The following is a 22,275-nucleotide window of genomic DNA, read 5'->3' on the forward strand; positions in this document are numbered from 1 at the left end:
TAGAAATCATGGATATATTTATTCGGAACGCCAAGGAAAATGATTACGAGTCATTGTTGCCGTTATTTAGACAGGTTCATGAATTACACGTTTCTGTAAGGCCTGATTTGTATAAAGAGAATTCTACTCCAGTTGAACAAGAGTTTTTTGAAAGCCAGTTGATTGATAGTAAACAGCATATTTTTGTGGCTATTATAGGTAATGATATAGTCGGTGTTGTCGTCACGAAGGAAGATGAAGTAATTGAAAATTCTTTTGTTACAGCGAGGAAGGTATTATATATACAGAGTTTGTGCGTTGCTGAAACTCATAGAAAGCAAGGTATCGGAAAACAACTCACTACATACGTGTTTGATTTTGGAAGGATTCTAAAAGTTGATAGTATTGAGTTGGGGGTATCCGAGGAGAATACATCGGCCATTGAATTTTATAGGTCGGTTGGGATGACAACAAAAAGTAGAAAAATGGAGATTGTGTTGAACTAGTAGGATAGGGAGCGAGTTAGTATGATTTTACAAGCAATAGTTATTGAAGATAATAAGTTACGTATTATTATCAATCTGTTGCACAGTAAACCAAGAATCATTAATCATCAACACCCTCCAGGATAGACGTTATCGCAGGAGAAACATTCTTAATATGCTTTAACAATGTGAGGAGAACCTGATGCAAGAGGTGAAAGAGAAGGGGATTTGAACTTTTGTTCCAGGATTGTTCATGTGGGATTACAGCGGGTTATCTGCCTGATTTTTTACTTGACCTTTACTAGCATGGCTCATAAATTCTGTGTTACGAAGACGTTCATTATTTATCGTTCCACACTAACTCTAAGATGCTTTTCTCGTGATTCTAGCTCGTTATAAAAGAATCTCGAGCATTGAGCTAGAAATCGATATGACTACATATGAAATTCACTCTTTATTTGGAGAACCAGATTCTAGCGGCTTTGTTGAATATTTCGATACATTTCGTATGACCTATTCTTTCGATGATTATGCTGCTAGCTTTGAAAACGAAGGTATTGATTCATATGTAACAACTGTACAAATATCTCCTAGAAAATACGCTGAATGTATAGGGGAAGAAAGACTACTAGATCTACTAAATGAAATAGGAACAACTATTTAGTTATTCTGATCATGGGGGTAGTGAATTTTCTTTTAATACTGTACATTATTGCCAATCAGAACATCACTTAAATGATTAAGTGGTGTTCTTTTTGTTTTAGACGAATAAATGAGATCATTATAACAACGACTTTTTATTAACCGTAAGGCTGCATTTCTTCAAAAAGGAATGCTTTATTTATGTAAAAAAAAGGAAGTTAGTGTTAAACTAAAAAAGCGATTTAAAGTAACAAGATACTCACTTTATGAAGAGGAAGATTCTAAATTAAAATCAATAGAATTAAAGTATTCTATTAAACTTTGTAAATTAAAGAGGAGAGACTATGAACATTACTGAAGTATTGAGATTAGAAAATATAACTAAGATTTATAAACAAGAGACGCATCAAGTATTTGCTCTACGCGATGTGTGTTGTAGTCTAAACAAGGGTGAAATGGTTGCAATTATGGGTACTAGTGGATCGGGGAAAAGTACGTTACTTAATATGGTTAGTGCATTAGATGAGCCAACAAGTGGGGATTTATACTTATTAGGGAAGAAAACGAAGGAGATCTTTAAAGAGCCTCATGCTTCTGACTATCGTAAAGCAAATATTGGATTTATCTTTCAATCTTTTCAGTTATTAAAAAATTTAAACGTCGAAGATAACATTGCCTTACCACTGATATTAAATGATGTCTCACAAGTAGAAATAAGAGAACGAATCGGATGGGTTATGAAACAACTAGGGATTGATAAGTGGCGTAAGCATCGACCGACAGAACTATCTGGGGGACAACAGCAACGTGTAGCTGTTGCTAGAGCGATCATTACCAATCCACCTATTTTACTAGCAGATGAGCCAACAGGGAGTCTTGACTTTAATACGACCAAGGATATTATGAATTTGCTTGTACAACTGAAAGAAGCTAATAACCAAAGCATATTATTGGTAACGCACGATCCATATGTTGCAACGTTTGCAAACAGGGTGTTGTTTTTCCACGATGGCCAAATAATAAATGAATACCACAACACACATCAAGAACAAGATTTAGACATCATCTTATCGAAGTTTAAAGAGATAACGCGAGGTGGGCATTAATTGTTTACATTGCGAGCCATTTCTCTTAAACTATTTCGGGCAAGTTTACCAACGACCATCGTTACGATATTAACCATTGCTGTATCAACATGCCTCATCATGACAATGATGTTGTATTCTATTAATGCCAAAAATCATATGCAGGAACAAATCTATCAGTTATACGGGAATGTTGATTTGACTGCAGGCTATAATCTTGAGCAAACTACATATTTAACTACGAACCAACTTGATCGAATTACGCAACTAGACGGTATAGAAGCCCTATCTAAAATATCATTAGCGTTTACGAGTGTGGAAGGGGTATCAGATGAAGTTTATACACTAGGTGTTGAAAATGATGATCTAGTACAAAGTCGCTATCATCACACTAAAGATTTAACTAATAACGATGTCGTTGTTTCCTCAGCACTTGCCGAGGTCTTAAACGTGCAAGTGGGAGGGCAATTACAGGTTGAAGGTAGCCTATTTACTGTACGTGAAGTTATATCATTTGAAGACATTCATTCAGAAGCACCAAAACTAATACTGTTATCCAATGATGTAGTAAAAAAGTGGATGAGTTCAACTAGTGAAGGAGAGGCCTTATTTGCTTTAATCAAAGCAGCAGACAAGGCAAATGCTACGGAACTAGCAGTGGCAATAAAAAAGCTAGACGATACATTGCGTGTAGAGATAACAGATGAGGACCCTTTTGTCAAAATGAACATGCAATCATTGTCCATTTTTATAATGGTACTGTCTGTTATGGTCCTTTGTATTACTGGGGTGCTGCTACTTACTAATTTCCAGCTACTTCTTTATAAAATGAAGCAACAATTTATTATCATGCGATCAATTGGTGCTTCGAGTAAACAAGTGGCCAAGCTTGTACAAGCTCAGCTAACAACCATTAATGTAATAGGAGTAATAACTGGAACCATTCTCACGTTTTTTGCATTACGATATGGGCTTGACTATTTCGTTGCTTACTTACAGTTACCAGATAGCAAGCAGACTTTCTTAATAGGACCGGCAATGATCATAGCTTTTGTTTGCTTCTTAGTTTTACAAATATTTGTATTCATTCAAGTACAGAAGAGTTTGAAAATATTACCTATGCAATTAATGGCTGATAATGAGCGCCTTGACTTTTCCTTTTCAAAAACGAAACGATTTATGCTTAAGTTCTTAGGAGGACTCGCGTTATTTCTCATTCTCTTTAGTCGTATTATTCCCGATTCGAATGGTAAAGGGAGTCTTGTGTTAATTGTGGGAACATTGCTGCTTTGTTTAACACTTTTAATGGTTTTCCCACTTCTATTAAGTAAATCCTTAGTGAAAATTTCACCATTAGTGCATCGTCTGTTTGGGAAAGAGGCAGGAATTGCGATACACAATATCATTCCCCAGGTTCGAAGTAATACGTCTGTTATTTTAAGTGTTGTCTTTCTAATGGTCATTGTCATTTTCGGTAGTTCTTTAATGAAGTCGATTCAACAGACAGAGCAAGAATACTTAAATGAGCGATTTGAAACACCGATTATCATAACAAGTTCAGTAGGTTATGACACGGAAATTGAACCAATGGAGCTTGCAGATAGTATTGACTCGCTACCGTCAGTTGATTTTGTTTACTCAAGAGGAACCCTTGCTATAATCGAGCTTGCTACCGATCAGGGATGGGAACATTATGATTATACAACAATCGATATTAATAGGATGTTAGCTACAGGACATGTCCAATCATTTGACGGAGATTTATCAAAATCAGTTATTATATCCGAACAAATGGCAACAACTCAAAACCTCTCTATTGGCGATCAATTACAGTTAGGATATTTTAATGAATCTGCACAAAAAACAGTAGGAATAGGTACATTTACTGTTGGAGGGATTGAATCAAATCTCGGTCAGCATGCAGATATGTATGTTGATTGGTCCACATCCCTACCCTTGGAGAATATTGTTTTCAGTGAGTTATTTGTAGAGACTTCTAATATAGAAGAGACGATAACTTCAATTAATTCGCTAAAAGAAGAGTATCCTGAAATTCAAGTAAGCAATGTGCGAGATAGCTTGGAACAAGCCAATACAATGTTTTATCAGCGGTGGGGGTTATTAGTAGGTGTGTTTATCATCCTTATAACAGCTACCTGTATCGGTGTGTTTCAATCACTCATTCATTATATCTATACGAAACGCCATGACTTTGCCATTCATCGATTAATCGGGATGACACCGAATCAATTGATCAAATTAATTGTTTCGCAAACACTTATATTTATTGTATATGGTTTGTTTGTAGGGTGCACAATAGGTATTATTTTCACTTGCTTATTGTTCCTCATTGATCCAGCAGGAAATTCATACTTGGATATTCCAATGATGTTGCTGATTAGTCTTGGATTAATTGTATTAACAGTTGCCGTATTTTTAATTCAAGGCTGGTTTGTTAGTCGGCAAAAACTTACAGAAGAAATGCAAGATCTATGATTAAGACTATATGTAAATAAACAGAAAATTCCACTTAAACTAAAAGAGTAGAATCGTGGAGAAGATTTAATAATAGGAGGTAGATTATGCTAATTCTATCTTCAGGAATTACTGGGTTTCTGCCAGCACCATCTGTTGATGAGAAAGAATTTAAGCAAATTTGTTATTCTCTATTCGGTTCAAAAGTGTTGAACTATATTGAGTATAGAACGGCCGAAAATTTTTACGAATGTGTTGTTCAAATAGGGGATAGAGAGGTTCACGTCTTACTTAATGGTCAGTATCCTTTAATGGCATTCACTTCTAAACGTGAACTAGATGTATACTATTTCCCTTTCATAAACGAACCTGAACTATCAAAAATGTTTGAACCGTATTATGAAATATTAAATTTAGATCAACTAAGTGAACCATTGAATTACATTAAAAGAGGTAATAAGATATCAATGGAAAACGATAACTCTTTACATCAAGATGAATTAAAGCAAATCATTTTTTGGCAACCTAGATCGGTAGGGGAAGTAGTATTTAATTATTGGGATTAAATTTCACTAAAGGTTAGCATTCCTGCAATTAGGAGTGCTTATTTTTATGCGAACAAAAAGAGAAATAATGTTAAGCTATTAAACACAATGTTCAAAGGGTGACAAGATCAATTCAAACTTAACCCTGAAGAGAGAGAAATAGATGTACATGGTTCTTATAAGGTGAATAAAGAATGAATGATGAGGATATTGGGGTTGCTGACGTTCATAAAACAGACGGTCAGTGGATCACTAAAGAAATAGGTCAAATGAGACTAAATAAAACGCCTGTATCAATTGCTAGCAGTTGATACAGGCGTTATTGTTCTAATTAAATTTTAAACGTTCGTACAATATGTTGCAGTTTATCTGAATAGGAGGCGAGAGATTCAGCAGAACTACTAATTTCTTGCATCGAGCTACTTTGTTGTTGGGCAGTAGCTGTACTTTGTTCAATACCAGCCGCTGCCTCCTCGGCTGATTCTGCAATTTCTTCAGAAGAAACCCTTACTTTTTCACTGTTAGTAGAAATGTCTTCTAAATTCGCAGTAACCTTTTCAATTCCAGTTAGCATGTTGAGCAACTCATTATTAATTGAGGTAAAGGATTCTCTACTAATGCCAATTTGTTTGTTGCCTTCGTTTACTTTTTCGAAACCAGATTCTAATGAAGTTACAACTAAATTCGATTCAGTTTGAATGCCTTGAATAATACCTGTAATTTCGCTAATAGAGTCGCTAACTTGTTCTGCGAGTTTTCGAACTTCATCAGCAACTACAGCAAAGCCTTTTCCATGTTCACCTGCACGTGCTGCCTCAATGGCTGCATTTAAAGCAAGAAGATTGGTTTGCTCAGCTATTTCTTCAATTACTTTTACAAGCTTAGAAATATCTTGTGCCTTGTGATCAAGTCCTTTTACATTTTTAACAGATTGACTTACAACGTGATTAATTTCAGTCATAAGGTGAACAGATTGTTCCATATTATCTTTCCCGCTGTTAGATAATGCAATAACTTGCTTTGAGGATTTCTGAAGTAACTCACCCTCATCTCGAGTGTTTAAAATTTGACTATTTAATGAGTTAATTAAATGAGAAATTTCTAACGAAGAACTAGACTGTTCTTCTGCTCCAGCCGAAAGCTGTTCCATCGTCGCAGCAATTTGATCAGCTCCCAAACTTCCTTGGTTAGAAACCTGTGTCAATTCTTCGCTCTGGCTATTCACATCGAGGGAGACATCAGTTATTTCTTTAATTACATTTTTTAAATTGTCACGCATTGCATTTATAGAGCTTGCTAATTGGCCAATCTCATCCTTACCATAATAATCTACTTTTTCAACAGAAAGGTTCCCGTTTGCAATTTGGTCACTGATGTAAACTACCTTTTTAAGCTGATTTTGAATTCGGCGATTAACAAAGTAGGTAATGATTGCTCCGGAAACTATTGATATTACAAGGGCAATGAGTAAAACAATAAAGGTATATGAAGCGTCGTCTTTTGCTAAATTTGCTGAAATTTCTCTTTCTTTATTTACAATTCCTCTGAGTTCATCAAGTAGATCATCTGTCTCAGAACGAAGCTCAATTGTCGTCGCTCTTAATTCTAGAGCTTGTTCAATATCACCGTTATTAACTGCTGGAACAATTCCATCTAAAAAGAGGTCATTAACTATTTTATCATTTTCGATAACCTGATTGAATAGTTTGCGTTGTTCATCTGTATCCATTTCTGAATTAACATCAGTCTCTAGTTTATTAAAATCCTCCCGTTTATCTTCAAATTCCTGAATTAATGCTTGGTCTTTGTAAGTAATAAAATCTGCTATTCTAGTATCTTTAGATCGGAATTGAGAACCCATTTCCGTTAAGGTTACCGAGCGGTCGCCTCTTCTCTCTAATGTATCAATTCCACTGTTGATTTGAAGAAGAAGAATAGAAATAATTGCAGTTGAGACTACAAATAAAATGATAGTTGCGATCAACGAAAGACTGTATTTTGTTCCGAGTTTCATATTATTCCAACGTAACATCTGTGATGTTCCTCCTAAGTTATACAACGTTAAAAATTACTATAAAAACAGTAGTGAAAATTTCTCACTTTATTAGAATTCCTTTCACTTAGATTATAGTAATATTATATTAGCACACTGAAGAGAAGGGTAGTCAGTTATTTTTCAAGTATATTATACCAAGAGGCTCTAGGATAATATGGAGGCGATAACTTCAAATCTTTACATATCCGTCCTAAATTGTCGTGAAGCTTTTTAGTGTGGGAAAAAATTAACTCTAATGGGGAGAGGATGAAAATTTGAAAGGCTGTAGTCCTATAATTTACTTCATTCTAAGCATTTTATTTTGATTCCAAGTTATTAAAAGCTAGACTATACTTTGTATCAAATCATTTTATGTTAGGTTTTATTAGGAACTGACAAGAGAGAATGACTTCTTAGGAAGAAACTAATACTAGAGCTGACAAATATATTCAGTAAAAGGAAGTGCTAGTTATGCGTGCAGTTGTCATCAATGAATATGGTAGTAAAAATGTGTTAGTGGAACAGGAGCTACCGAAACCGGAAATCAAAGCAAACCAAGTACTTGTTAAGGTGTATGCAACTTCTATTAATCCGATTGATTGGAAGCTTCGTGCGGGTTATTTAAAGCAGATGCTTGATTGGACATTCCCCATTATCCTTGGCTGGGATGTTGCTGGTAAGATCGTTGAAGTTGGAAGTGAAGTGAAGAATTTTCAGGTTGGAGATGAAGTTTTTGCACGACCGGATACGAACGCTGAAGGTACATATGCCGAATATACGACTGTGGAAGAGGACTTACTTGCGAAAAAGCCTAGCAACTTGACATTTGAAGAGGCTGCCTCTATCCCATTAGCAGGTTTAACAGCTTGGCAGTGTTTAGTGGATAATACAAAAGTGAAGCAAGGAGATAAAGTACTTATCCATGCTGGGGCTGGTGGTGTAGGAAGTTTGGCAATTCAAATGGCAAAACATTTGGGTGCGTATGTTGCTACAACAGCGAGTGAACAAAATGAAGCATATGTAAAAGAGCTAGGTGCAGATGAATTCATTAATTACCGTACACAACAATTTGAAGAAGAATTAAGTGATTACGATGTGGTTATTGAAACAATGGGCGGCGACATTTTAAATAAAAGCTTCCAAGTATTAAAGCCTGGTGGTCGACTAGTAACAATTGCCGGACAACCTGATCCAGCACTAGCAGAAAAGCATCAAGTTACAGCAAGCTCCTATTGGTTAACGCCAAATGGGAAGCAGCTAAGCGAAATAGGAGAATTACTTGAAAAAGGAATACTTAAGCCTCAAGTGGGTAACGTATTTGGTTTTTCAGCAGAAGAGTTACAAAAAGCACATGAATTAAGTGAGACACATCATGCCAAAGGGAAAATTGTGATTAGAGTTAAATAATAATTGCAGAGCCCGAGTTCATAATAAAGCATCCAATAACTTCTTGTTATTGGATGTTTTTTTGATACAGTTAGTTTATTTTTCTATGTGTAAAAAATAACTATTTGTAGGTTCTGTCTTTGTTGAGCAGGCCATGTCATTCAACCATACAGTACAATCATACTAGAAGATATGGTTGATTATAAACGGATCTACCGTTATTATTAGTCGTTTCATTATTTCTTGGCTGGGTATGTATAATTAAGAAATCTTATAATAGGGTGGTTATAATGCCGGTACATTTAAAGCGAATTTATGAGGACGCAAAGAAGGATGATGGTGTTCGAGTTTTGGTTGATCGAATATGGCCGAGAGGTATCAAAAAAGAAGATGCGAAATTAGATTATTGGATGAAAGAAATTGGACCATCAAATGAATTACGCGAATGGTTTGAACATGATCCTGAAAAATATAATCAGTTTAAAAAGAAATATAAAGAAGAGCTTGAAGATGGTGAACAGCAAGAAGAACTTGAAAAACTAAAGGACATCACAAAAAAGCATAATAAAAATTTAACGTTATTGTTTTCAGCAAAAGATGAGAAAAACAATCAAGCAAACGTGTTAAAGGAAATATTAGATAGGCAATAATGATATAGAAGTAAATATATGATGAACAAACGAATCTGGTTAGGACTGATTCGTTTGTTTTTTATTGTTAAGTAATATAAAGAATAATTTAAATTCAAAGGAGCGATAGCAGAACAGGGTAGTTTGTTCACAGGGGATAAGATTAATTATGTTTTTGGCTACCTTATTGTCGAAAGTATTTTTCTATTTCCTTTGTATTTAAAATGGCTGAAAATTAAATTCTTTCTGAGACACTTCACAACATTAATAAACAGAGTTAACAGCATTTCATTATAATAGGAATGCTTTTATTTTTGTCGGGGCTAACGTGTGTAACAATAAAGTTCTTGTGAATTTAAATAAATATTTATTGTAATTCAATAAATATTATGATAAATTCAGTTTGACATTATACAAGTGAGGTGCTTTTTATGAAACGAGGATCAACACTTTTTTTAAGAGCGGTGGTTATTCTTATAGGAATCCCTATTCTAGCGGTGTGTATTTATGGGTTAGCTCGATTTGACCATAATTCTCCATATTGGGAACTACCTGAGCTGGCTAATTTGCAATATCCTTTATTGATTGGAATGTATGCAGCAACGATCCCCTTTTTCTTTGCTTTGTATCAGACTCTAAAACTGTTAAACTTTATTGACAAAGAGGAAGCATTCTCGAAATCATCTGTAAAGGCTCTAAATAGTATAAAATACTGTGCAATTACTATTAGTATTTTGTTTGTTTTCGAGATGCCAGTTTTATACATGCTGACTAAAGTAGACGACACACCAGGGAGATTAATCGGAATGGTCGTTATCTTTGCATCAATGGTAATTGCAGTCTTTGCGGCTGTTCTCCAAAAGTTATTGGAAAATGCGATCGATATAAAATCTGAGAATGATTTAACGGTTTGAGGTGATTATGTGGCAATTATCATAAATATTGATGTGATGCTCGCTAAAAGGAAAATGAGCGTGACTGAACTTACGGAAAAGGTTGGAATAACGATGGCAAACGTTTCTATACTGAAAAATGGAAAAGCCAAAGCAATTCGATTATCAACTTTAGAGGCGATTTGTCATGCTTTGGACTGTCAGCCTGGAGATATTTTAGAATACCGAAGTGAGGATAACAACCATGGGTAAGGAGTATTTAAAATGAACAAGATTCAGAACTATATCTTACTATTAATATAATGCTATGGGTAATTAATTCTAATAATTTCAGGGGACTTAAAGAGGTGATGGTGTGTTAAGAGGTGTTAGTTTCGAGATACCAAATAAATATGGAACTTTTCTCGCAGATATATTAAAACCAATTGAGCTTTCAACATATAATTGGCTAAATCAAAATGAAGAGGCTTATATAATAAAGGATGGTCATTTAGATGAAGAGTTATTTCCAGGAATTGAAGAAGTTATCGATGGAAGCCTTCTTGAAAATAGAATAAAAAACAATCAATATTATGTGATTTTTGCAGATTTAAAAGCCTTTCCTAAAGGGGAAAAAGTTCATAATATCAAGACATATGAAGAATTTTCGAATAGTAGATGTGAGCTTGTTTTATTAGTGGTTGACTCGGGTTATATAACAATTTACTGCAAGGATAAAGAAAAACTGAATTTTTTACATAGAAACGCAATTGAATGTAGTTTCGAAAATGTTGAATATATAACTGATGAAAATGATGGTAGAACAGGACTATCTGTTTGGTAGCATTTTTCCTTTAGGTCCTTTGAATGCCTTTTTTAATGCGGTGCGTGATCGTAAGAACGGATTATCAAGGGACTGAAGAGGTACATTATAACAAAGTATATTCTATGTTGTTCGTTTCCTGATTTTCTTGATTAACTGAAATAAAGCCATCATGGTTATTGCTAGATAAACAGGCAATACTTTATAGTCATTATGCTGTTTTTAATTTATCTACCTCTAGCAAGTTAGATAAATTCATAGTTCCTCCTGTTTTTTTAGATAATTTATTACATCTGGATATATGTTGAAAGAAAAAAAGGTAAAAAATATTAATTAACTTTGTTAAAGAACTTTGAGTGTCCTGAGTTTCGGGACGTTTTTTTTATGTCAGTAAAAAGGTAATTAATGTTAAACTTTTAGAAATAAACAGTTATTTTAAGAACATGAAACATTTTGGTGTTAGAAATATCGAGGGGGGAGACTGTGAAAAAAATATTACTTGGTTTTGGAGTTGTTGTAACAATGGTGGTAGCTGCCTTTATCTCTTTAGAGAATGGTAAAAAGAATAATTCATATTCGACTCCAGAAGCAGCATTAAACAATGTTGAAAATCCTAAATATGAAGTCTTAGAAATTATTGATACAAAGGTCTTCGACAGTATTGCGTATGTTTTTTATTATTCAGAAGTAGGTCTAAATCAGAAGAATTATTTAGCAGTAGCAAAAATAGATCAGAATAAATATGGTTGGCGGTTTCACGAACTACTTGGGATCGGAGACATCAATGAAAGTAATGTGGGGAATTCTTCAGGCAAGGATAACTATATCGTCGGCTTCGCTCCAAAAGAAGTAGATAAATTGAAATTTGGAAGTGTTGAGGCTGAATTGATAGCAATGGAGACGAAAGGTATGAAAGCATTTTTACTACACGGTGTAGAATCTGAATTAATGGGTCAAGCCGATTTTCAGTATTTTGATATTGAAGGTCACGAGTTAACCTATTAAATGTTTACTCGGATAGCTTTTTAGATTGAGGGATAAGGCAAGTTCCTGTAATAAGAATTTTATTAAGTTAAGGAACTATAGATTCGGTTGTAATTTGTAAATAAGGGAGTTTAAGGGATATGAAAGATACAATAGGAAAGATAGATTATACCAATTATTTTTGGCAAGATGATAAGGTTAGGTTACGCAGTATTCAACCTGAAGATTGGGAGGGAGACTATTTAAGTAAGTTTGATAGTCCTGCACGTCGTTTATTGGAATGTGCTATTGAGTTGCCTCCTACAATTTCTAGTTCTAAAAAGTTCGCAGAGGAAGATGCTGATTTTGCTGGAACGAATGGAAGAATAATGTTCACTGTAGAAAATCTAGAAGGTAGAAGTATAGGTGGAATTAATTTAAATAGTATCGACGAGAGAAATGGTACATTTAGTATTGGAATCGTTATTGATAAGGAACACCGTGGAAAGGGATACGGAACAAGTGCAATGAGAATCCTTTTAAAATATGCCTTCCTTGAGCGAAGACTTAATAAATTCAATGACTATGTTCTTGAAGGAAATGAAGGTTCTGCTAAGATGATGAAAAACCTCGGCTGTGTGCAAGAAGGCGTTCGCCGACAAGTTGTATATCTAAACGGACAATATCTGGATTTTATTTTGTTTGGGTTAACAAAAGATGAGTTTATTGAGACAATTAAAGCAGAACGTACTTATGAATAGGTATGCGACTGTTCAATATGAACTTCACTTTTTCTTTATAATACAAATTGTAAAAAATGCTATTATTTATTGAGTTGTTGGAAATTTTTCGTTTATTTTCTAAAATAATCAATCAATTCAATTGAGAATCTTTATCATTTGTTGTATAGTAGATAGGAAGATACATATATACAAGTGAGGAGAAGATATAATGCAAATTTACTGGACTAAAATAAATAAGATTATTGAAGAAACGCCTGAGGTTAAAACATACCTGCTTGATTGTCCGGAAGGCTTTACATGGGAAGAGGGTTCCCACACTCACTTCGCATTGGAAGGTTTTAATGCTGATGAGGATAAACCAAATCGTAGCCTAATCCGCCACATGTCTATCTCCACTTTACCGCACGAAAATTCAATCGGGATCACAACTCGCATTAAAGAGCAGTGCTCTGAATTTAAAGCGATCTTAAGAAGTCTTGAAATCGGCGATGAAGTTGCAATCTTCAAAACTCATTCGAATGTACCACTTAAAAGAGAAGATAAAAATGTTTATCTGCTGTCATCTGGTGTTGGTCTAGCAACGTTCAGACCGCTTGTTCTTGATTATTTCGAGCGTGCTGACAACGTTACTCACATTCATTCCCTCAACATCGATTCAACAAAAGATTTCTTGTTTACTAATATTTTTAAGACAGCTCCTGAAAAGAAGTTTACATCACAGTTCGTTGATAATAGAACAGATTACTATGAAGAAGTGAAAAATCTTGCAGCTGACAAGGATGGACTTTTCTATGTTGTCGGTAGTGACGAATTCCTTGTACAGAACATTAAAGTCCTTCGTGAACAGGGCATCAAGCCAGAACAGATCATGCTCGATAAGCATGAACAAATGCTGCCTGATTTTTTGTCAGTTGATTTGGCAACTAATTGAGACAAAATTTAGATATTAGATAGATTCAACTGACGAGGGAACATAAGGGTTTCTAAGATCCTTTGAAGCCTATATTAAACTTATAAAGTAAAAGAATGGCTTCTGATTAAGCCATTCTTTTACTTTTATTGTGAACATATGACCTTACACGACGTCAATTATTATAAAGTAACAATTCATCTTACTCCATCTATCATAAATCATTAAAACAGCTTTGTCCCAGCTCCATCTTTTGCTTATATTTCTGGTGGGTCATAGGTTACATACGTACCAGCAATGAGATCGTGAATCGAACGGTTATCATCCCGTATACCGACCATAATCGCACTAACAATGATACCTACACCAAACGTCACGACATATACTATACCTGCAACAATGTTTCTTAACGCCATTGTCCCAAGTCCAAGCTTTTCCCCATCCACTCTTACAATCCGTATCCCCAATATTCGTTTGCCAACCGTATAGCCATGCCAAATAATCGGTAGAATCAGATAATACAGTAAATCAATTAAATCGAATGGGAATGCTTCATCTCTTCCGTATTGCCCGAAAAAGATGGAAGAAATGAAATTCATTGCAATAGACAGCAGAATTCCATCTAACAACGTCGCACCGAGTCTAGCCCAAAAGCCAACTGAATTCTGACAATACATTCTGATTCCCCCTCCCGAACAAACTAATGCTGCTCCTCCTAAAAGCTATGTGTCCTTTTCCTTTTTGTCTATCCCTTAATTTTACATTGAAATAATAAGTCTCTACAAGACATATCGTATGTTAGAAATACACCTATAATGCTTGTCTACCTCGAGATGTACCTCTGCCAGTATTCTCCAACCTTAATTTATTTTGATTAGTGCCTCAGATGGTTGCAGATTAGTTCGTTAAGGGAAATAATGTATTAACAGTTAATTTTTTATGGGGTATAATCATATTAATTCTTTCAAATGAGGTGTACGGCATGTCTAACCGGATTGTTCGAAGTAATTAGTTTTCGGGCTGGAAAAAACGCGTACCAGCTATAAAGGGAGGAGTATGCCCTTTTTACGAAAACTAAAACTTGAACAGTGTCGGTAGTCATTATGCAACTAAAAGCCTAAGACGCTGAACGGTGTCTTAGGGTTTTTTACATTTGAAAGGTGGATGAAAATGATAAATGAAATGGATTATAAAAGCTTTTATGAAAAAGTTGGCAAAACGAATGGTTGGGATTTTAGTAAGTTAAAGGTTAGATTAGAAGGAGCATTATGGGATTTCAATGAGGAAATCAAGAATAAATCAAGAACCTCAGACATTCTTCTGGACATCGGAACAGGTGGTGGAGAAAATCTCTTAACGATTGCTTCTTCGTTCCTATTCTTAAGCGGTATTGATTTATCCTATGAAATGATTGAATCAGCACAAACAAATTTGAAAAGAGCTGGTATATCAAATGTTCGTTTCTCTCAAATGTCTTCTGACAAATTAGAATTTCCTGCGGGATTTTTTGATGTGGTCACTTGCCGTCACGCACCATTTAGTTCAATGGAGGTGGCTAAGGTGTTGAAGAAGGGCGGGTACTTTTTAACTCAACAAGTCGGTGAAAGGGATAAAGTAAATCTAAAAAGAGCATTTAAGCGAGGACAAGTTTCACAAAAGAATGAGGCATTATTAGCAAGATATGTCAAAGAGTTAGAAGAATTGAGTTTTTCTAAAGTTCAACACTTTGAATACGATGCTACTGAGTATTACCAAAGAACAGAAGACCTCATCTTCCTACTAAAGCATGCACCGATCATTCCGAATTTTGGTGAGGAAGTTAATGATTTTGAACTGTTGGCTGATTTCATAAAAGAGAATAGCACTGAAAAAGGGATTCGAACCAATTCGAATCGGTTTCTGATAATAGCTAGGAAGTAGAAGGAGTGGACAGTTGAAAATTAAGATCCAATCTAACTATGCGAGGTGATCCCACATGCAAATATATCCTTACTGTCCACTGAAAACCAGAACTATTGAAGTAGGTGGACTTACAAAAGTGCAGCTTATTCAGAAGTTGGAACGAAACTTCATTATGATGAATGAGTATGGAAAGAGACTACTATCGGATGAACGTTTCAAGATTTCTAACGTGAAATATAATCTTGAGACTGTAGAATTAACCGTTAGAAACCTTGGCCTCCCTAATGGAGGGACAACTTCTCATATTTTTAAAAGAGCTAGGGAGCTTGGTTTAGTGTTGTGCCCGCTTGAGCTAGGTCCCTATTTAAGACTAGAATATCGGGATCAGACTGAAGGTGGTCAAGGGAATTCTGTGCAAAATCAAGCCCCAGTAGGCTCTGTTACAATTGCATCTGAAATCTTAAGTGCAAATGATGAATTCCCGAAAGGATTTTATCTTAGACGTTTAAGTGATGGGTTGTGGTTGCGTGGTTATGTTGCTGACGATTTACATATTTGGGATCCAGGTGATCACTTTATTTTTTGTAAAGCGGTTGGAGTTTAGTGTTTTAGTTTCAATCTTTATTTAAGCGGACATCTGTTCCGTTATTAAAGAATAAAGAGCATGTTTTTAGCGTAATACGGACATCTATTCCTCTATTCACCTCTAAAAGTGCTACTAACAGTCGATTACCAGCTTATAACGGATCAAATGTCCTTTAAACCTATCAAACCATCGAATATATTAGTAATAACGTACCAAATGTCCGTTCTAGTTTAAAAGATGCAGCACGTTATTCTAAACAAAAGTTTAGTTGATTCTATGAAATTTAAATCAGAATTAGAGTAAGTGAAACAGGATAGGATTCAGCTTAAACGCTGAATCCTTCTTATTTTTCTACCCAATAAAAGGAAATTAATGCTAAAATAATGAGGACTGGATAAAGATTAATTAGGAACGATCGGGAGCTGCTATGTTTGAAAAGATTACTTATTTAGAATCAGGAAATACAAAACAAAAACGTGCTTATAAAGTGATAAATGATGTAGGAATAATGACTAGCTTAGCAGAGTTTAATCCAATACTTTGCGGAACTTTACCCATAAATCTAGATATCTCTGGCTCTGATCTAGATATCATTATGGAAGTTTATGATTTCGAGCACTTTGAGAAAATGGCGAGACGTCTGTTTGGTGATAGGGAAAACTTTAAAATTAAACGACTTGTTATAAGAGAAGTACCAGTGATAAAAGTGAATTTTGTGTATGATGGTTTTGAATTTGAATTGTTTGGCCAGCCGGTTCCTGTTACAAATCAATATGCTTATTTGCATATGGTCATTGAGCATAGGCTAATGGAACAGCATCCTCACCTAAGGGTGGCGGTTATTCAGAAAAAAGAGCAAGGTATGAAAACAGAGCCTGCATTTTGTAAGCTTTTGGGCTTAGAAGGAGACCCGTATGAAAGTCTATTAGAGTACGGGAAATCGCTTGGTTTTACGAAATAGATTCAAGTGTGATTATGTAAATTGAGGAGACAAATGAAAATGAACCTACATATAACGAAAGAGTTAAATCAAAAGGATAAACAATATATTTCTGATGAACTTTATTATTTTAATTTGAAGCATTTCCCTAAGGATCTGGGAGGTAGGTATGAAGAAATCTGCCTATATCTCAAGGACGATGAAGGCGTTGTTCGTGGCGGAATGCTCAGTGAAATTTGTTGGAATTGGCTCGAGATTCATACGTTTATGCTTAACGAAGATATTAGGAAACAGGGATATGGAACGAAATTATTAGCAGAAATTGAGAAAATAGCTGTAGAAAAAGATTGTGATTTTATTAAGGTAGATACATTGAGTTTTCAAGCGTTAAATTTTTATCAGAAGAATGGTTATAAAGTTTTCGGGAGTATCGACAATGTCGGGCGAGATTTTGAGCACTATTATTTAAAAAAGGATTTAAAGACTAGTAAATAGAGAAGGCGGAATAAGGTGGAGATGAATAAAGAGACAACTAGAAAACAAAAACAACCTGGAGTGTTAAAGTGCATCCTTATTGAGATTCGGGATTCGATCATTTTTGAAATCATTTGGAGCATTGTAACCTTCATTCCGAGAACGATCATACGTGTGATCAGAAATATGAATTAATCTAAGAAATGAGTGGGAGTTGAGTTCTTTGAATAATCGACACTTATTTTTGTTTGGAGGGGGCCCACCTTTTAACGAGAAGCTGGGTGAGACATTTGCTTCCTATTCACTCAAGGAAAATGGTAAGGTTGGTCTTTTATTGATCGAGCGAGAGGGATGGAAAGAGTATATGCCGAGTTATACGTCGCTCCTAGAGGATCACGGATTGAAGAACTTTGTCTGTCTTCCGCTTTCTTTATCTCCTGAAATGATAATGAAAGAACTTAATTCTTGTACTGGGGTTATTATTTGTGGGGGAGAGACTGAACGTTATCGTGATTTAATCGTTGATACGGCTGTTGGTAAATATATTAAAGATATGTATCAATCAGGTATTCCAGTAGCTGGTTTTTCTGCTGGTGCTCTAATCAGTCCAACCTATTGCGTCATTCCACCAATAGACAATTCGAAAGGTAAGAGTCTATACCTTACTGGATTAGGATTGGTCAGTGATTGTGTAATCAGCGTTCACTTTTCAGAGTGGGACGAGAAAGATAACTTACATAGAGCAATAGAAAGAATGAATGTCTTAAAAGGCTATGGAATTGATCAAGATTCTGGTCTATATTTTCAAAACGAAGATCTGACCTACACTGAAGGGAACATTTATATAGTGAATAGACTACGATGAAAGAAGAATAGCTGTTTCTAGAGGAGGCAAAATGGACTTTTATACATTCGGTAAAAAAAGCGGTCATTCAATCTCTACATTCAATTCAGATTTCATTATGTCTCGTATTCTCCAAACTGAAAAGGAAACTCGTATAGGGTGTATGTATTTAGAAGAGAATGGAGTCATCGGCTATCATCGAGCAACAACACCCCAGCTATTATTAATTGTGAGTGGGGAAGGGTGTGTTCGTGGTGAAGAAGATAAATACTATTCCGTTCAGCCAGGCGATGCTGTTTTTTGGAAAAAGGATGAATGGCATGAAACGAAAACAGAAAAAGGATTAACTGCTCTTGTTGTTGAAAGCAAGGAGCTAAATCCGTCCTTATTTATGGATAAGAGGTAATGAGTTTTACAGCAACTCATTGAAAATAGGTGACGAATAATAGGAGGCAACATGGTACGATCTATCTTATCCGTCACGGGGAAACGCAATGGAATCTAGAAAATCGTCTACAGGGTTCAAAGGATTTAGAGCTTACTGAAAAAAGAGTTAAGGAGATATGCGATACCTCTCATTTCATGGATGAGATCATTTAAAATAGTTAGGTCAATTTCTATTTAGATCAATCGTAGTGATCAAAATAAATGGAGAAATCCATAAACGAAGCGTCCATAACTGGAACGCTTTTTCTTTTTACAAACCTCAAAAAAGGAAATTAATGTTAAGATAATAAGAGGAATGATCCACTAATTTAGCTGAATCACTGTATTGGGCACTAAGTTAATTGATAAGAAAATGTGAAAAGGTGGCTGTCCATTATGGAATTTAAACTAGGTGACTTTGCTATTGTTTTGCCCCCTTTACCTATTACAGTTGCGATTATCATTATTATTTACCTTTTAGTAAGGTGGGGGAAGGAATTGGAAACAGGACGTCATAAACTGTTGTTCTACTTCTTGATTAGTGCATTCGTTACACCGATTTATTCTCACAGTACCCAAGAAGGTGTTTTTGAATTGTGGGTTCCCTTAGGATTTATTATCATTTTCTTTTACTTAGCTCGAGGCAAAAGCAATCATCCAGCCAAGATGAAAGCTAGTCTTTTGGGACTTTGCCTAGCGATCTATCAAATCATTTTGCAATATATGGGGTAGATTTAATTTTGGGTTTTTAGTGAGAAATTATATTCTGCACCTTAATTAATCATTAGTTGGAGGCATTTTATGTTTTTACTTTTCTCTATAATTTTTAGTACTATTTTGGGATTCATTTTACTAATGATGGGCCCAGTTGTTGGTGGGATTGTTGCCTTTGGAATCGTAGTTGGCTGTATGTTTAGAGGATTGTACTTGCTTAATGATATACACAAAAGAATGGAATCAAAAGAAGATCATGTTGAAAAAGCATATCGAGAATACCTAGAAGAAAACAGAGAAGTGGATGGTGATAAAAGTGAATACTGAAACAAACCTGAAACTGCTATTGCAAGAGTTAGAAGAAAGTCATTTAAAACCAGAAATTCGTTCGTCTAGTAAAAAATTAAACGAACTATTAGCAGATGATTTTTTTGAAATAGGTAGTTCCGGGACGGTTTTTTATAAAAAGGATTGCGTAGGAGAGGGAGGGTTAGAAGTTCGAGAATTATCTCTTCATGATTTTGACATTCATCTTTTATCCCAAGATGCTGTGTTATCGACGTATCGAGTTCGAGATGAAACTCGAAAGCAGGAGACATTGCGTAGTTCTATTTGGAAATACACAAATGGTAGATGGCAGCTGTTTTTTCATCAAGGAACGGTTACTAAATCAAACTTACAACTATGAGGTAGATGATGTGAGAATTAGAGCTGTAACGCTTTCAGATGCACCAGTTATTCATCATTTAATGATAAAGGCATTTGGAGAATATAAGGATGTAATTCCTCCATCGAGCACATTAGAGGAAACATGTTCAATCAGTTTCTAATGCTTTAGAAAATGGAGAAAACGCATTGATAGCTTATGAAGAGAATAATCCAGTTGGCATGGTACGGTTTCAATTGAATAAAGAGGGTTTATACTTTTACCGCATGTCTGTGATTCCTGAACACCAAGGAAAAGGCATTGCCAAGAAGCTATTATATTCTTTGGAGAACTATGCAATTGAATCACGAGTATCTACATTACTGTGCAAAGTCCGAATGACAGTGTCTAAGAACATGAAGCTATATAGTTCGTTAGGTTATCGCGTTTATGATGAAGAGGAGGTATATAAACCGAACGGTATTGTTTTGAGGATCGTTTCAATGCAGAAGGAGGTTTGATTATAACTTAATAAATAAAGATGAATTTGGACATGATCAGTAAAGTATAGGATGCCTTCTTAGATGCGGTAGTTAGTTGAAATAAATCAAACAAAATCATAGTCAAAGAGAGGTAAAGATAATGAAAATTAAAATGATTATATTCCTTACATCTACAAAAGAAAAAACAGAAAATAGATCAGAAATGGTAATGAAAACGTTTGAATCAACTATTCGTCCTGTTAAAGGAGATATCATTGATGACCCAGGTTTTGACTCGAGATTTCATAATGGTTATGAAGTTGCAAAAGTAACGTTGAATTATGAGGAAAATGAATGTTATGTATCCCTAAGTCCACTTGTAATTGAATTAGAGGAAATGACTATTAGTGAGTATATAGATAAACTTGTAGCTAATGATTGGCGTATCGTTTCAAAAGAAGAAATATTAAATAAATGAGAGGCTTTTTGAAGGGTGAGATTAAATGATTCTGGAAGCCGTTATGTTGCAGGTTAAGCTAGGTATGGAAAAGGAGTATGAGGAAGCATTTCGAGAGGCATCAACAATCATATCCTCAATGAGAGGCTATGTGTCTCATGAGTTACAACGATGTCTAGAAGTTAAAGGGAAGTACTTATTGTTGGTTAAGTGGGAAACATTAGAAGACCATACAGTTGGATTTAGACAATCAAAAGAGTATCAAGAATGGAAAAGACAGCTGCATCATTTTTATGACCCATTGCCAACAGTTGAGCACTTTGAGAGTGTGCAACTGTAAGGTTTAAGAGCATTTCTTTAACAAGGAATGCTTTTGCCTTTTATCTAAAAAAGTGGAAAAATGTTTTTTTCTTTATTTTTTATAAGGAAATTTATGTATTAATTGGAAGCGGAATTGTTATAGTTAATGTATAATTAGATTGTAATTCAAAGTGAAATCTTGGTGTGTATAACTGGCGTACGTGGCAAACCACGGGGGAGTACATGCTTATATAGTCGCACGCCTGGGCAAAGTATTTGGATATTCCAAATACTTTTTATTATTTTGTAGGGGATGATTGGATGGGAAATGCTAAAAAACCAAGAAAAGTAGCAATTTTGATTTATGAAAATGTTGAAATTTTAGATTTTACCGGCCCGTATGAAGTGTTTCTAGCAGGGAGTAAAAGAGGAGAAGATTTCTCTGTATATACGGTAGCGGAAGAAAAACTCCCCGTTCATGCATTAGGGAACTTAAGTATAAACCCTAACTACTCAATTTATGATTGTCCCACTCCCGACATACTAATCATTCCTGGTGGTTGGGGAGCAAGAAAAGAAATGCATAATCAAAAAATCACGAACTGGATTAATGAGATTTCGAATAAAGTTGAACTCGTTTTATCTGTTTGTACAGGGGCTTTATTATTGGCGCAAGCAAACCTATTAGACGGATTACAGTTAACAACAAATCGAAATGCTATAAATGAATTAAGGGAGGTTGCTCCTGATTCTGCCGAGATAATAGAGAATTCACGATATATAGATAATGGGAAAATTATTCTATCTGCGGGGGTGTCCGCAGGTATTGATATGTCCTTGTACGTTGTTGGAAAATTATTGGGGAAAGAAAGAGCGGTGGAGGCAGCCAGTCTCATGGAATACGATTGGAAGAATTAGTTATTAGGGTTTAA

Annotated in this window: 31 protein-coding genes and 1 riboswitch; of the genes, 29 read left to right on the top strand and 2 right to left on the bottom strand. The window is 35.1% G+C overall.

From position 1 onward, the window contains the following. Positions 1–8: 8 nt before the first annotated feature. From J7W16_RS11880 to J7W16_RS11900, 5 genes are all read left to right on the top strand, one after another. Positions 9–485, top strand: a complete 477-nt coding sequence (locus J7W16_RS11880; protein WP_210597519.1) for a GNAT family N-acetyltransferase — start codon at positions 9–11, stop codon at positions 483–485. Between the two features lie 358 nt (positions 486–843). Then, positions 844–1,128 carry a hypothetical protein gene (locus J7W16_RS11885; protein WP_210597520.1) on the top strand — a complete coding sequence of 95 codons (285 nt, stop codon included), beginning with the start codon at positions 844–846 and terminating at the stop codon, positions 1,126–1,128. A gap of 322 nt (positions 1,129–1,450) precedes the next feature. Then, complete coding sequence (locus tag J7W16_RS11890; protein ID WP_210597521.1) at positions 1,451–2,212, top strand: ABC transporter ATP-binding protein; 762 nt, start codon at positions 1,451–1,453, stop codon at positions 2,210–2,212. Next, positions 2,213–4,687, top strand: coding sequence for an FtsX-like permease family protein (locus tag J7W16_RS11895; protein WP_210597522.1), 2,475 nt, complete (start codon positions 2,213–2,215; stop codon positions 4,685–4,687). It abuts the gene before it with no gap. 86 nt (positions 4,688–4,773) lie between these two features. Next, on the top strand, positions 4,774–5,232 hold the full coding sequence (locus J7W16_RS11900; RefSeq protein WP_210597523.1) for a hypothetical protein: 459 nt from the start codon (positions 4,774–4,776) through the stop codon (positions 5,230–5,232). A 310-nt stretch (positions 5,233–5,542) separates the two neighbouring features. Here the strand turns inward: J7W16_RS11900 and J7W16_RS11905 are convergent, their stop codons facing one another. Continuing rightward, positions 5,543–7,243: a methyl-accepting chemotaxis protein gene (locus J7W16_RS11905; RefSeq protein ID WP_210597524.1), complete on the bottom strand. Its 1,701-nt coding sequence runs from the start codon at positions 7,241–7,243 to the stop codon at positions 5,543–5,545. Positions 7,244–7,717: 474 nt separating this feature from the next. On the opposite strand from J7W16_RS11905, the gene J7W16_RS11910 reads away from it, so the two are divergent. From J7W16_RS11910 to J7W16_RS11945, 8 genes are all read left to right on the top strand, one after another. Beyond that, positions 7,718–8,653, top strand: coding sequence for an NADP-dependent oxidoreductase (locus J7W16_RS11910; protein WP_210597525.1), 936 nt, complete (start codon positions 7,718–7,720; stop codon positions 8,651–8,653). Between the two features lie 269 nt (positions 8,654–8,922). Then, positions 8,923–9,282, top strand: a complete 360-nt coding sequence (locus J7W16_RS11915) for a DUF488 domain-containing protein (protein ID WP_210597526.1) — start codon at positions 8,923–8,925, stop codon at positions 9,280–9,282. A gap of 410 nt (positions 9,283–9,692) precedes the next feature. Further along, complete coding sequence (locus J7W16_RS11920) at positions 9,693–10,175, top strand: DUF2975 domain-containing protein (RefSeq protein WP_210597527.1); 483 nt, start codon at positions 9,693–9,695, stop codon at positions 10,173–10,175. 9 nt (positions 10,176–10,184) lie between these two features. After that, on the top strand, positions 10,185–10,406 hold the full coding sequence (locus tag J7W16_RS11925; RefSeq protein WP_210597528.1) for a helix-turn-helix domain-containing protein: 222 nt from the start codon (positions 10,185–10,187) through the stop codon (positions 10,404–10,406). A gap of 103 nt (positions 10,407–10,509) precedes the next feature. Then, positions 10,510–10,977, top strand: a complete 468-nt coding sequence (locus tag J7W16_RS11930) for a DUF2691 family protein (RefSeq protein WP_210597529.1) — start codon at positions 10,510–10,512, stop codon at positions 10,975–10,977. Between the two features lie 462 nt (positions 10,978–11,439). Next, positions 11,440–11,961, top strand: coding sequence for a hypothetical protein (locus J7W16_RS11935; protein ID WP_210597530.1), 522 nt, complete (start codon positions 11,440–11,442; stop codon positions 11,959–11,961). Positions 11,962–12,080: 119 nt separating this feature from the next. Next, a complete protein-coding gene (locus tag J7W16_RS11940; RefSeq protein ID WP_246879977.1) occupies positions 12,081–12,680 on the top strand; it encodes a GNAT family N-acetyltransferase in 600 nt (199 codons plus the stop codon). A gap of 190 nt (positions 12,681–12,870) precedes the next feature. Further along, positions 12,871–13,593, top strand: coding sequence for a dihydropteridine reductase (locus J7W16_RS11945; RefSeq protein ID WP_210597531.1), 723 nt, complete (start codon positions 12,871–12,873; stop codon positions 13,591–13,593). Positions 13,594–13,829: 236 nt separating this feature from the next. Here J7W16_RS11945 and J7W16_RS11950 read toward each other — a convergent pair whose 3' ends face one another. After that, positions 13,830–14,249, bottom strand: a complete 420-nt coding sequence (locus J7W16_RS11950; RefSeq protein WP_210597532.1) for an RDD family protein — start codon at positions 14,247–14,249, stop codon at positions 13,830–13,832. A 496-nt stretch (positions 14,250–14,745) separates the two neighbouring features. Here J7W16_RS11950 and J7W16_RS11955 point away from each other — a divergent pair, with 496 nt between their 5' ends. The 16 genes from J7W16_RS11955 to J7W16_RS12025 all read left to right on the top strand — a co-directional run bounded on the left by J7W16_RS11955 (position 14,746) and on the right by J7W16_RS12025 (position 22,261). Then, a complete protein-coding gene (locus J7W16_RS11955; protein ID WP_210597645.1) occupies positions 14,746–15,492 on the top strand; it encodes a class I SAM-dependent methyltransferase in 747 nt (248 codons plus the stop codon). 55 nt (positions 15,493–15,547) lie between these two features. Continuing rightward, positions 15,548–16,078, top strand: a complete 531-nt coding sequence (locus tag J7W16_RS11960) for a helicase (RefSeq protein ID WP_210597533.1) — start codon at positions 15,548–15,550, stop codon at positions 16,076–16,078. 409 nt (positions 16,079–16,487) lie between these two features. Further along, positions 16,488–17,021: a DUF4269 domain-containing protein gene (locus J7W16_RS11965; RefSeq protein WP_210597534.1), complete on the top strand. Its 534-nt coding sequence runs from the start codon at positions 16,488–16,490 to the stop codon at positions 17,019–17,021. Positions 17,022–17,060: 39 nt separating this feature from the next. Beyond that, the gene (locus J7W16_RS11970; protein WP_210597535.1) at positions 17,061–17,495 is read left to right on the top strand and encodes a GNAT family N-acetyltransferase; all 435 of its coding nucleotides are present in this window, start codon (positions 17,061–17,063) and stop codon (positions 17,493–17,495) included. A gap of 15 nt (positions 17,496–17,510) precedes the next feature. Further along, positions 17,511–17,669: a hypothetical protein gene (locus J7W16_RS11975; protein WP_210597536.1), complete on the top strand. Its 159-nt coding sequence runs from the start codon at positions 17,511–17,513 to the stop codon at positions 17,667–17,669. Positions 17,670–17,697: 28 nt separating this feature from the next. Next, a complete protein-coding gene (locus tag J7W16_RS11980; RefSeq protein WP_210597537.1) occupies positions 17,698–18,339 on the top strand; it encodes a Type 1 glutamine amidotransferase-like domain-containing protein in 642 nt (213 codons plus the stop codon). Positions 18,340–18,370: 31 nt separating this feature from the next. Next, entirely contained in the window at positions 18,371–18,724 is a 354-nt protein-coding gene (locus J7W16_RS11985; RefSeq protein WP_210597538.1) for a cupin domain-containing protein, read from the top strand. 29 nt (positions 18,725–18,753) lie between these two features. Then, positions 18,754–18,918: a histidine phosphatase family protein gene (locus J7W16_RS21965; protein WP_210597539.1), complete on the top strand. Its 165-nt coding sequence runs from the start codon at positions 18,754–18,756 to the stop codon at positions 18,916–18,918. Positions 18,919–19,140: 222 nt separating this feature from the next. Beyond that, entirely contained in the window at positions 19,141–19,476 is a 336-nt protein-coding gene (locus J7W16_RS11995) for a hypothetical protein (RefSeq protein WP_210597540.1), read from the top strand. 69 nt (positions 19,477–19,545) lie between these two features. After that, positions 19,546–19,785 carry a hypothetical protein gene (locus J7W16_RS12000; protein ID WP_210597541.1) on the top strand — a complete coding sequence of 80 codons (240 nt, stop codon included), beginning with the start codon at positions 19,546–19,548 and terminating at the stop codon, positions 19,783–19,785. Beyond that, complete coding sequence (locus J7W16_RS12005) at positions 19,775–20,146, top strand: nuclear transport factor 2 family protein (RefSeq protein WP_346726925.1); 372 nt, start codon at positions 19,775–19,777, stop codon at positions 20,144–20,146. The genes J7W16_RS12000 and J7W16_RS12005 overlap by 11 nt, the downstream gene beginning before the upstream one ends. 10 nt (positions 20,147–20,156) lie before the next feature. Beyond that, positions 20,157–20,288 carry a hypothetical protein gene (locus tag J7W16_RS22300; RefSeq protein WP_346726926.1) on the top strand — a complete coding sequence of 44 codons (132 nt, stop codon included), beginning with the start codon at positions 20,157–20,159 and terminating at the stop codon, positions 20,286–20,288. A gap of 25 nt (positions 20,289–20,313) precedes the next feature. Continuing rightward, positions 20,314–20,625, top strand: coding sequence for a GNAT family N-acetyltransferase (locus J7W16_RS12010; RefSeq protein WP_346726927.1), 312 nt, complete (start codon positions 20,314–20,316; stop codon positions 20,623–20,625). Between the two features lie 121 nt (positions 20,626–20,746). Further along, a complete protein-coding gene (locus J7W16_RS12015) occupies positions 20,747–21,064 on the top strand; it encodes a hypothetical protein (protein WP_210597543.1) in 318 nt (105 codons plus the stop codon). 25 nt (positions 21,065–21,089) lie between these two features. Beyond that, positions 21,090–21,383, top strand: coding sequence for an antibiotic biosynthesis monooxygenase family protein (locus J7W16_RS12020; protein ID WP_210597544.1), 294 nt, complete (start codon positions 21,090–21,092; stop codon positions 21,381–21,383). Between the two features lie 158 nt (positions 21,384–21,541). Further along, positions 21,542–21,619, top strand: a riboswitch (ZMP/ZTP riboswitch). A 45-nt stretch (positions 21,620–21,664) separates the two neighbouring features. Then, the gene (locus J7W16_RS12025) at positions 21,665–22,261 is read left to right on the top strand and encodes a DJ-1/PfpI family protein (RefSeq protein ID WP_210597545.1); all 597 of its coding nucleotides are present in this window, start codon (positions 21,665–21,667) and stop codon (positions 22,259–22,261) included. Positions 22,262–22,275 lie beyond the last annotated feature (14 nt).

This window comes from Halalkalibacter suaedae, from assembly GCF_017939705.1.
Classification (GTDB): domain Bacteria; phylum Bacillota; class Bacilli; order Bacillales; family Bacillaceae_D; genus Halalkalibacter; species Halalkalibacter suaedae.

Excerpts from the sequence above, each read along its gene's own strand:
- J7W16_RS11910 (WP_210597525.1), top strand. The coding sequence starts at position 7,718 with ATGCGTGCAGTTGTCATCAATGAATATGGTAGTAAAAATGTGTTAGTG.
- J7W16_RS12020 (WP_210597544.1), top strand. The coding sequence starts at position 21,090 with ATGATTCTGGAAGCCGTTATGTTGCAGGTTAAGCTAGGTATGGAAAAG.
- J7W16_RS11970 (WP_210597535.1), top strand. The coding sequence starts at position 17,061 with ATGAACCTACATATAACGAAAGAGTTAAATCAAAAGGATAAACAATAT.
- J7W16_RS11890 (WP_210597521.1), top strand. The coding sequence starts at position 1,451 with ATGAACATTACTGAAGTATTGAGATTAGAAAATATAACTAAGATTTAT.
- J7W16_RS12025 (WP_210597545.1), top strand. The coding sequence starts at position 21,665 with ATGGGAAATGCTAAAAAACCAAGAAAAGTAGCAATTTTGATTTATGAA.
- J7W16_RS11915 (WP_210597526.1), top strand. The coding sequence starts at position 8,923 with ATGCCGGTACATTTAAAGCGAATTTATGAGGACGCAAAGAAGGATGAT.
- J7W16_RS11985 (WP_210597538.1), top strand. The coding sequence starts at position 18,371 with ATGGACTTTTATACATTCGGTAAAAAAAGCGGTCATTCAATCTCTACA.
- J7W16_RS11960 (WP_210597533.1), top strand. The coding sequence starts at position 15,548 with ATGCAAATATATCCTTACTGTCCACTGAAAACCAGAACTATTGAAGTA.
- J7W16_RS11950 (WP_210597532.1), bottom strand. The coding sequence starts at position 14,249 with ATGTATTGTCAGAATTCAGTTGGCTTTTGGGCTAGACTCGGTGCGACG.
- J7W16_RS11945 (WP_210597531.1), top strand. The coding sequence starts at position 12,871 with ATGCAAATTTACTGGACTAAAATAAATAAGATTATTGAAGAAACGCCT.
- J7W16_RS11920 (WP_210597527.1), top strand. The coding sequence starts at position 9,693 with ATGAAACGAGGATCAACACTTTTTTTAAGAGCGGTGGTTATTCTTATA.
- J7W16_RS11995 (WP_210597540.1), top strand. The coding sequence starts at position 19,141 with ATGGAATTTAAACTAGGTGACTTTGCTATTGTTTTGCCCCCTTTACCT.
- J7W16_RS11965 (WP_210597534.1), top strand. The coding sequence starts at position 16,488 with ATGTTTGAAAAGATTACTTATTTAGAATCAGGAAATACAAAACAAAAA.
- J7W16_RS11900 (WP_210597523.1), top strand. The coding sequence starts at position 4,774 with ATGCTAATTCTATCTTCAGGAATTACTGGGTTTCTGCCAGCACCATCT.
- J7W16_RS11880 (WP_210597519.1), top strand. The coding sequence starts at position 9 with ATGGATATATTTATTCGGAACGCCAAGGAAAATGATTACGAGTCATTG.
- J7W16_RS11940 (WP_246879977.1), top strand. The coding sequence starts at position 12,081 with ATGAAAGATACAATAGGAAAGATAGATTATACCAATTATTTTTGGCAA.
- J7W16_RS11905 (WP_210597524.1), bottom strand. The coding sequence starts at position 7,243 with ATGTTACGTTGGAATAATATGAAACTCGGAACAAAATACAGTCTTTCG.
- J7W16_RS12000 (WP_210597541.1), top strand. The coding sequence starts at position 19,546 with ATGTTTTTACTTTTCTCTATAATTTTTAGTACTATTTTGGGATTCATT.
- J7W16_RS12015 (WP_210597543.1), top strand. The coding sequence starts at position 20,747 with ATGAAAATTAAAATGATTATATTCCTTACATCTACAAAAGAAAAAACA.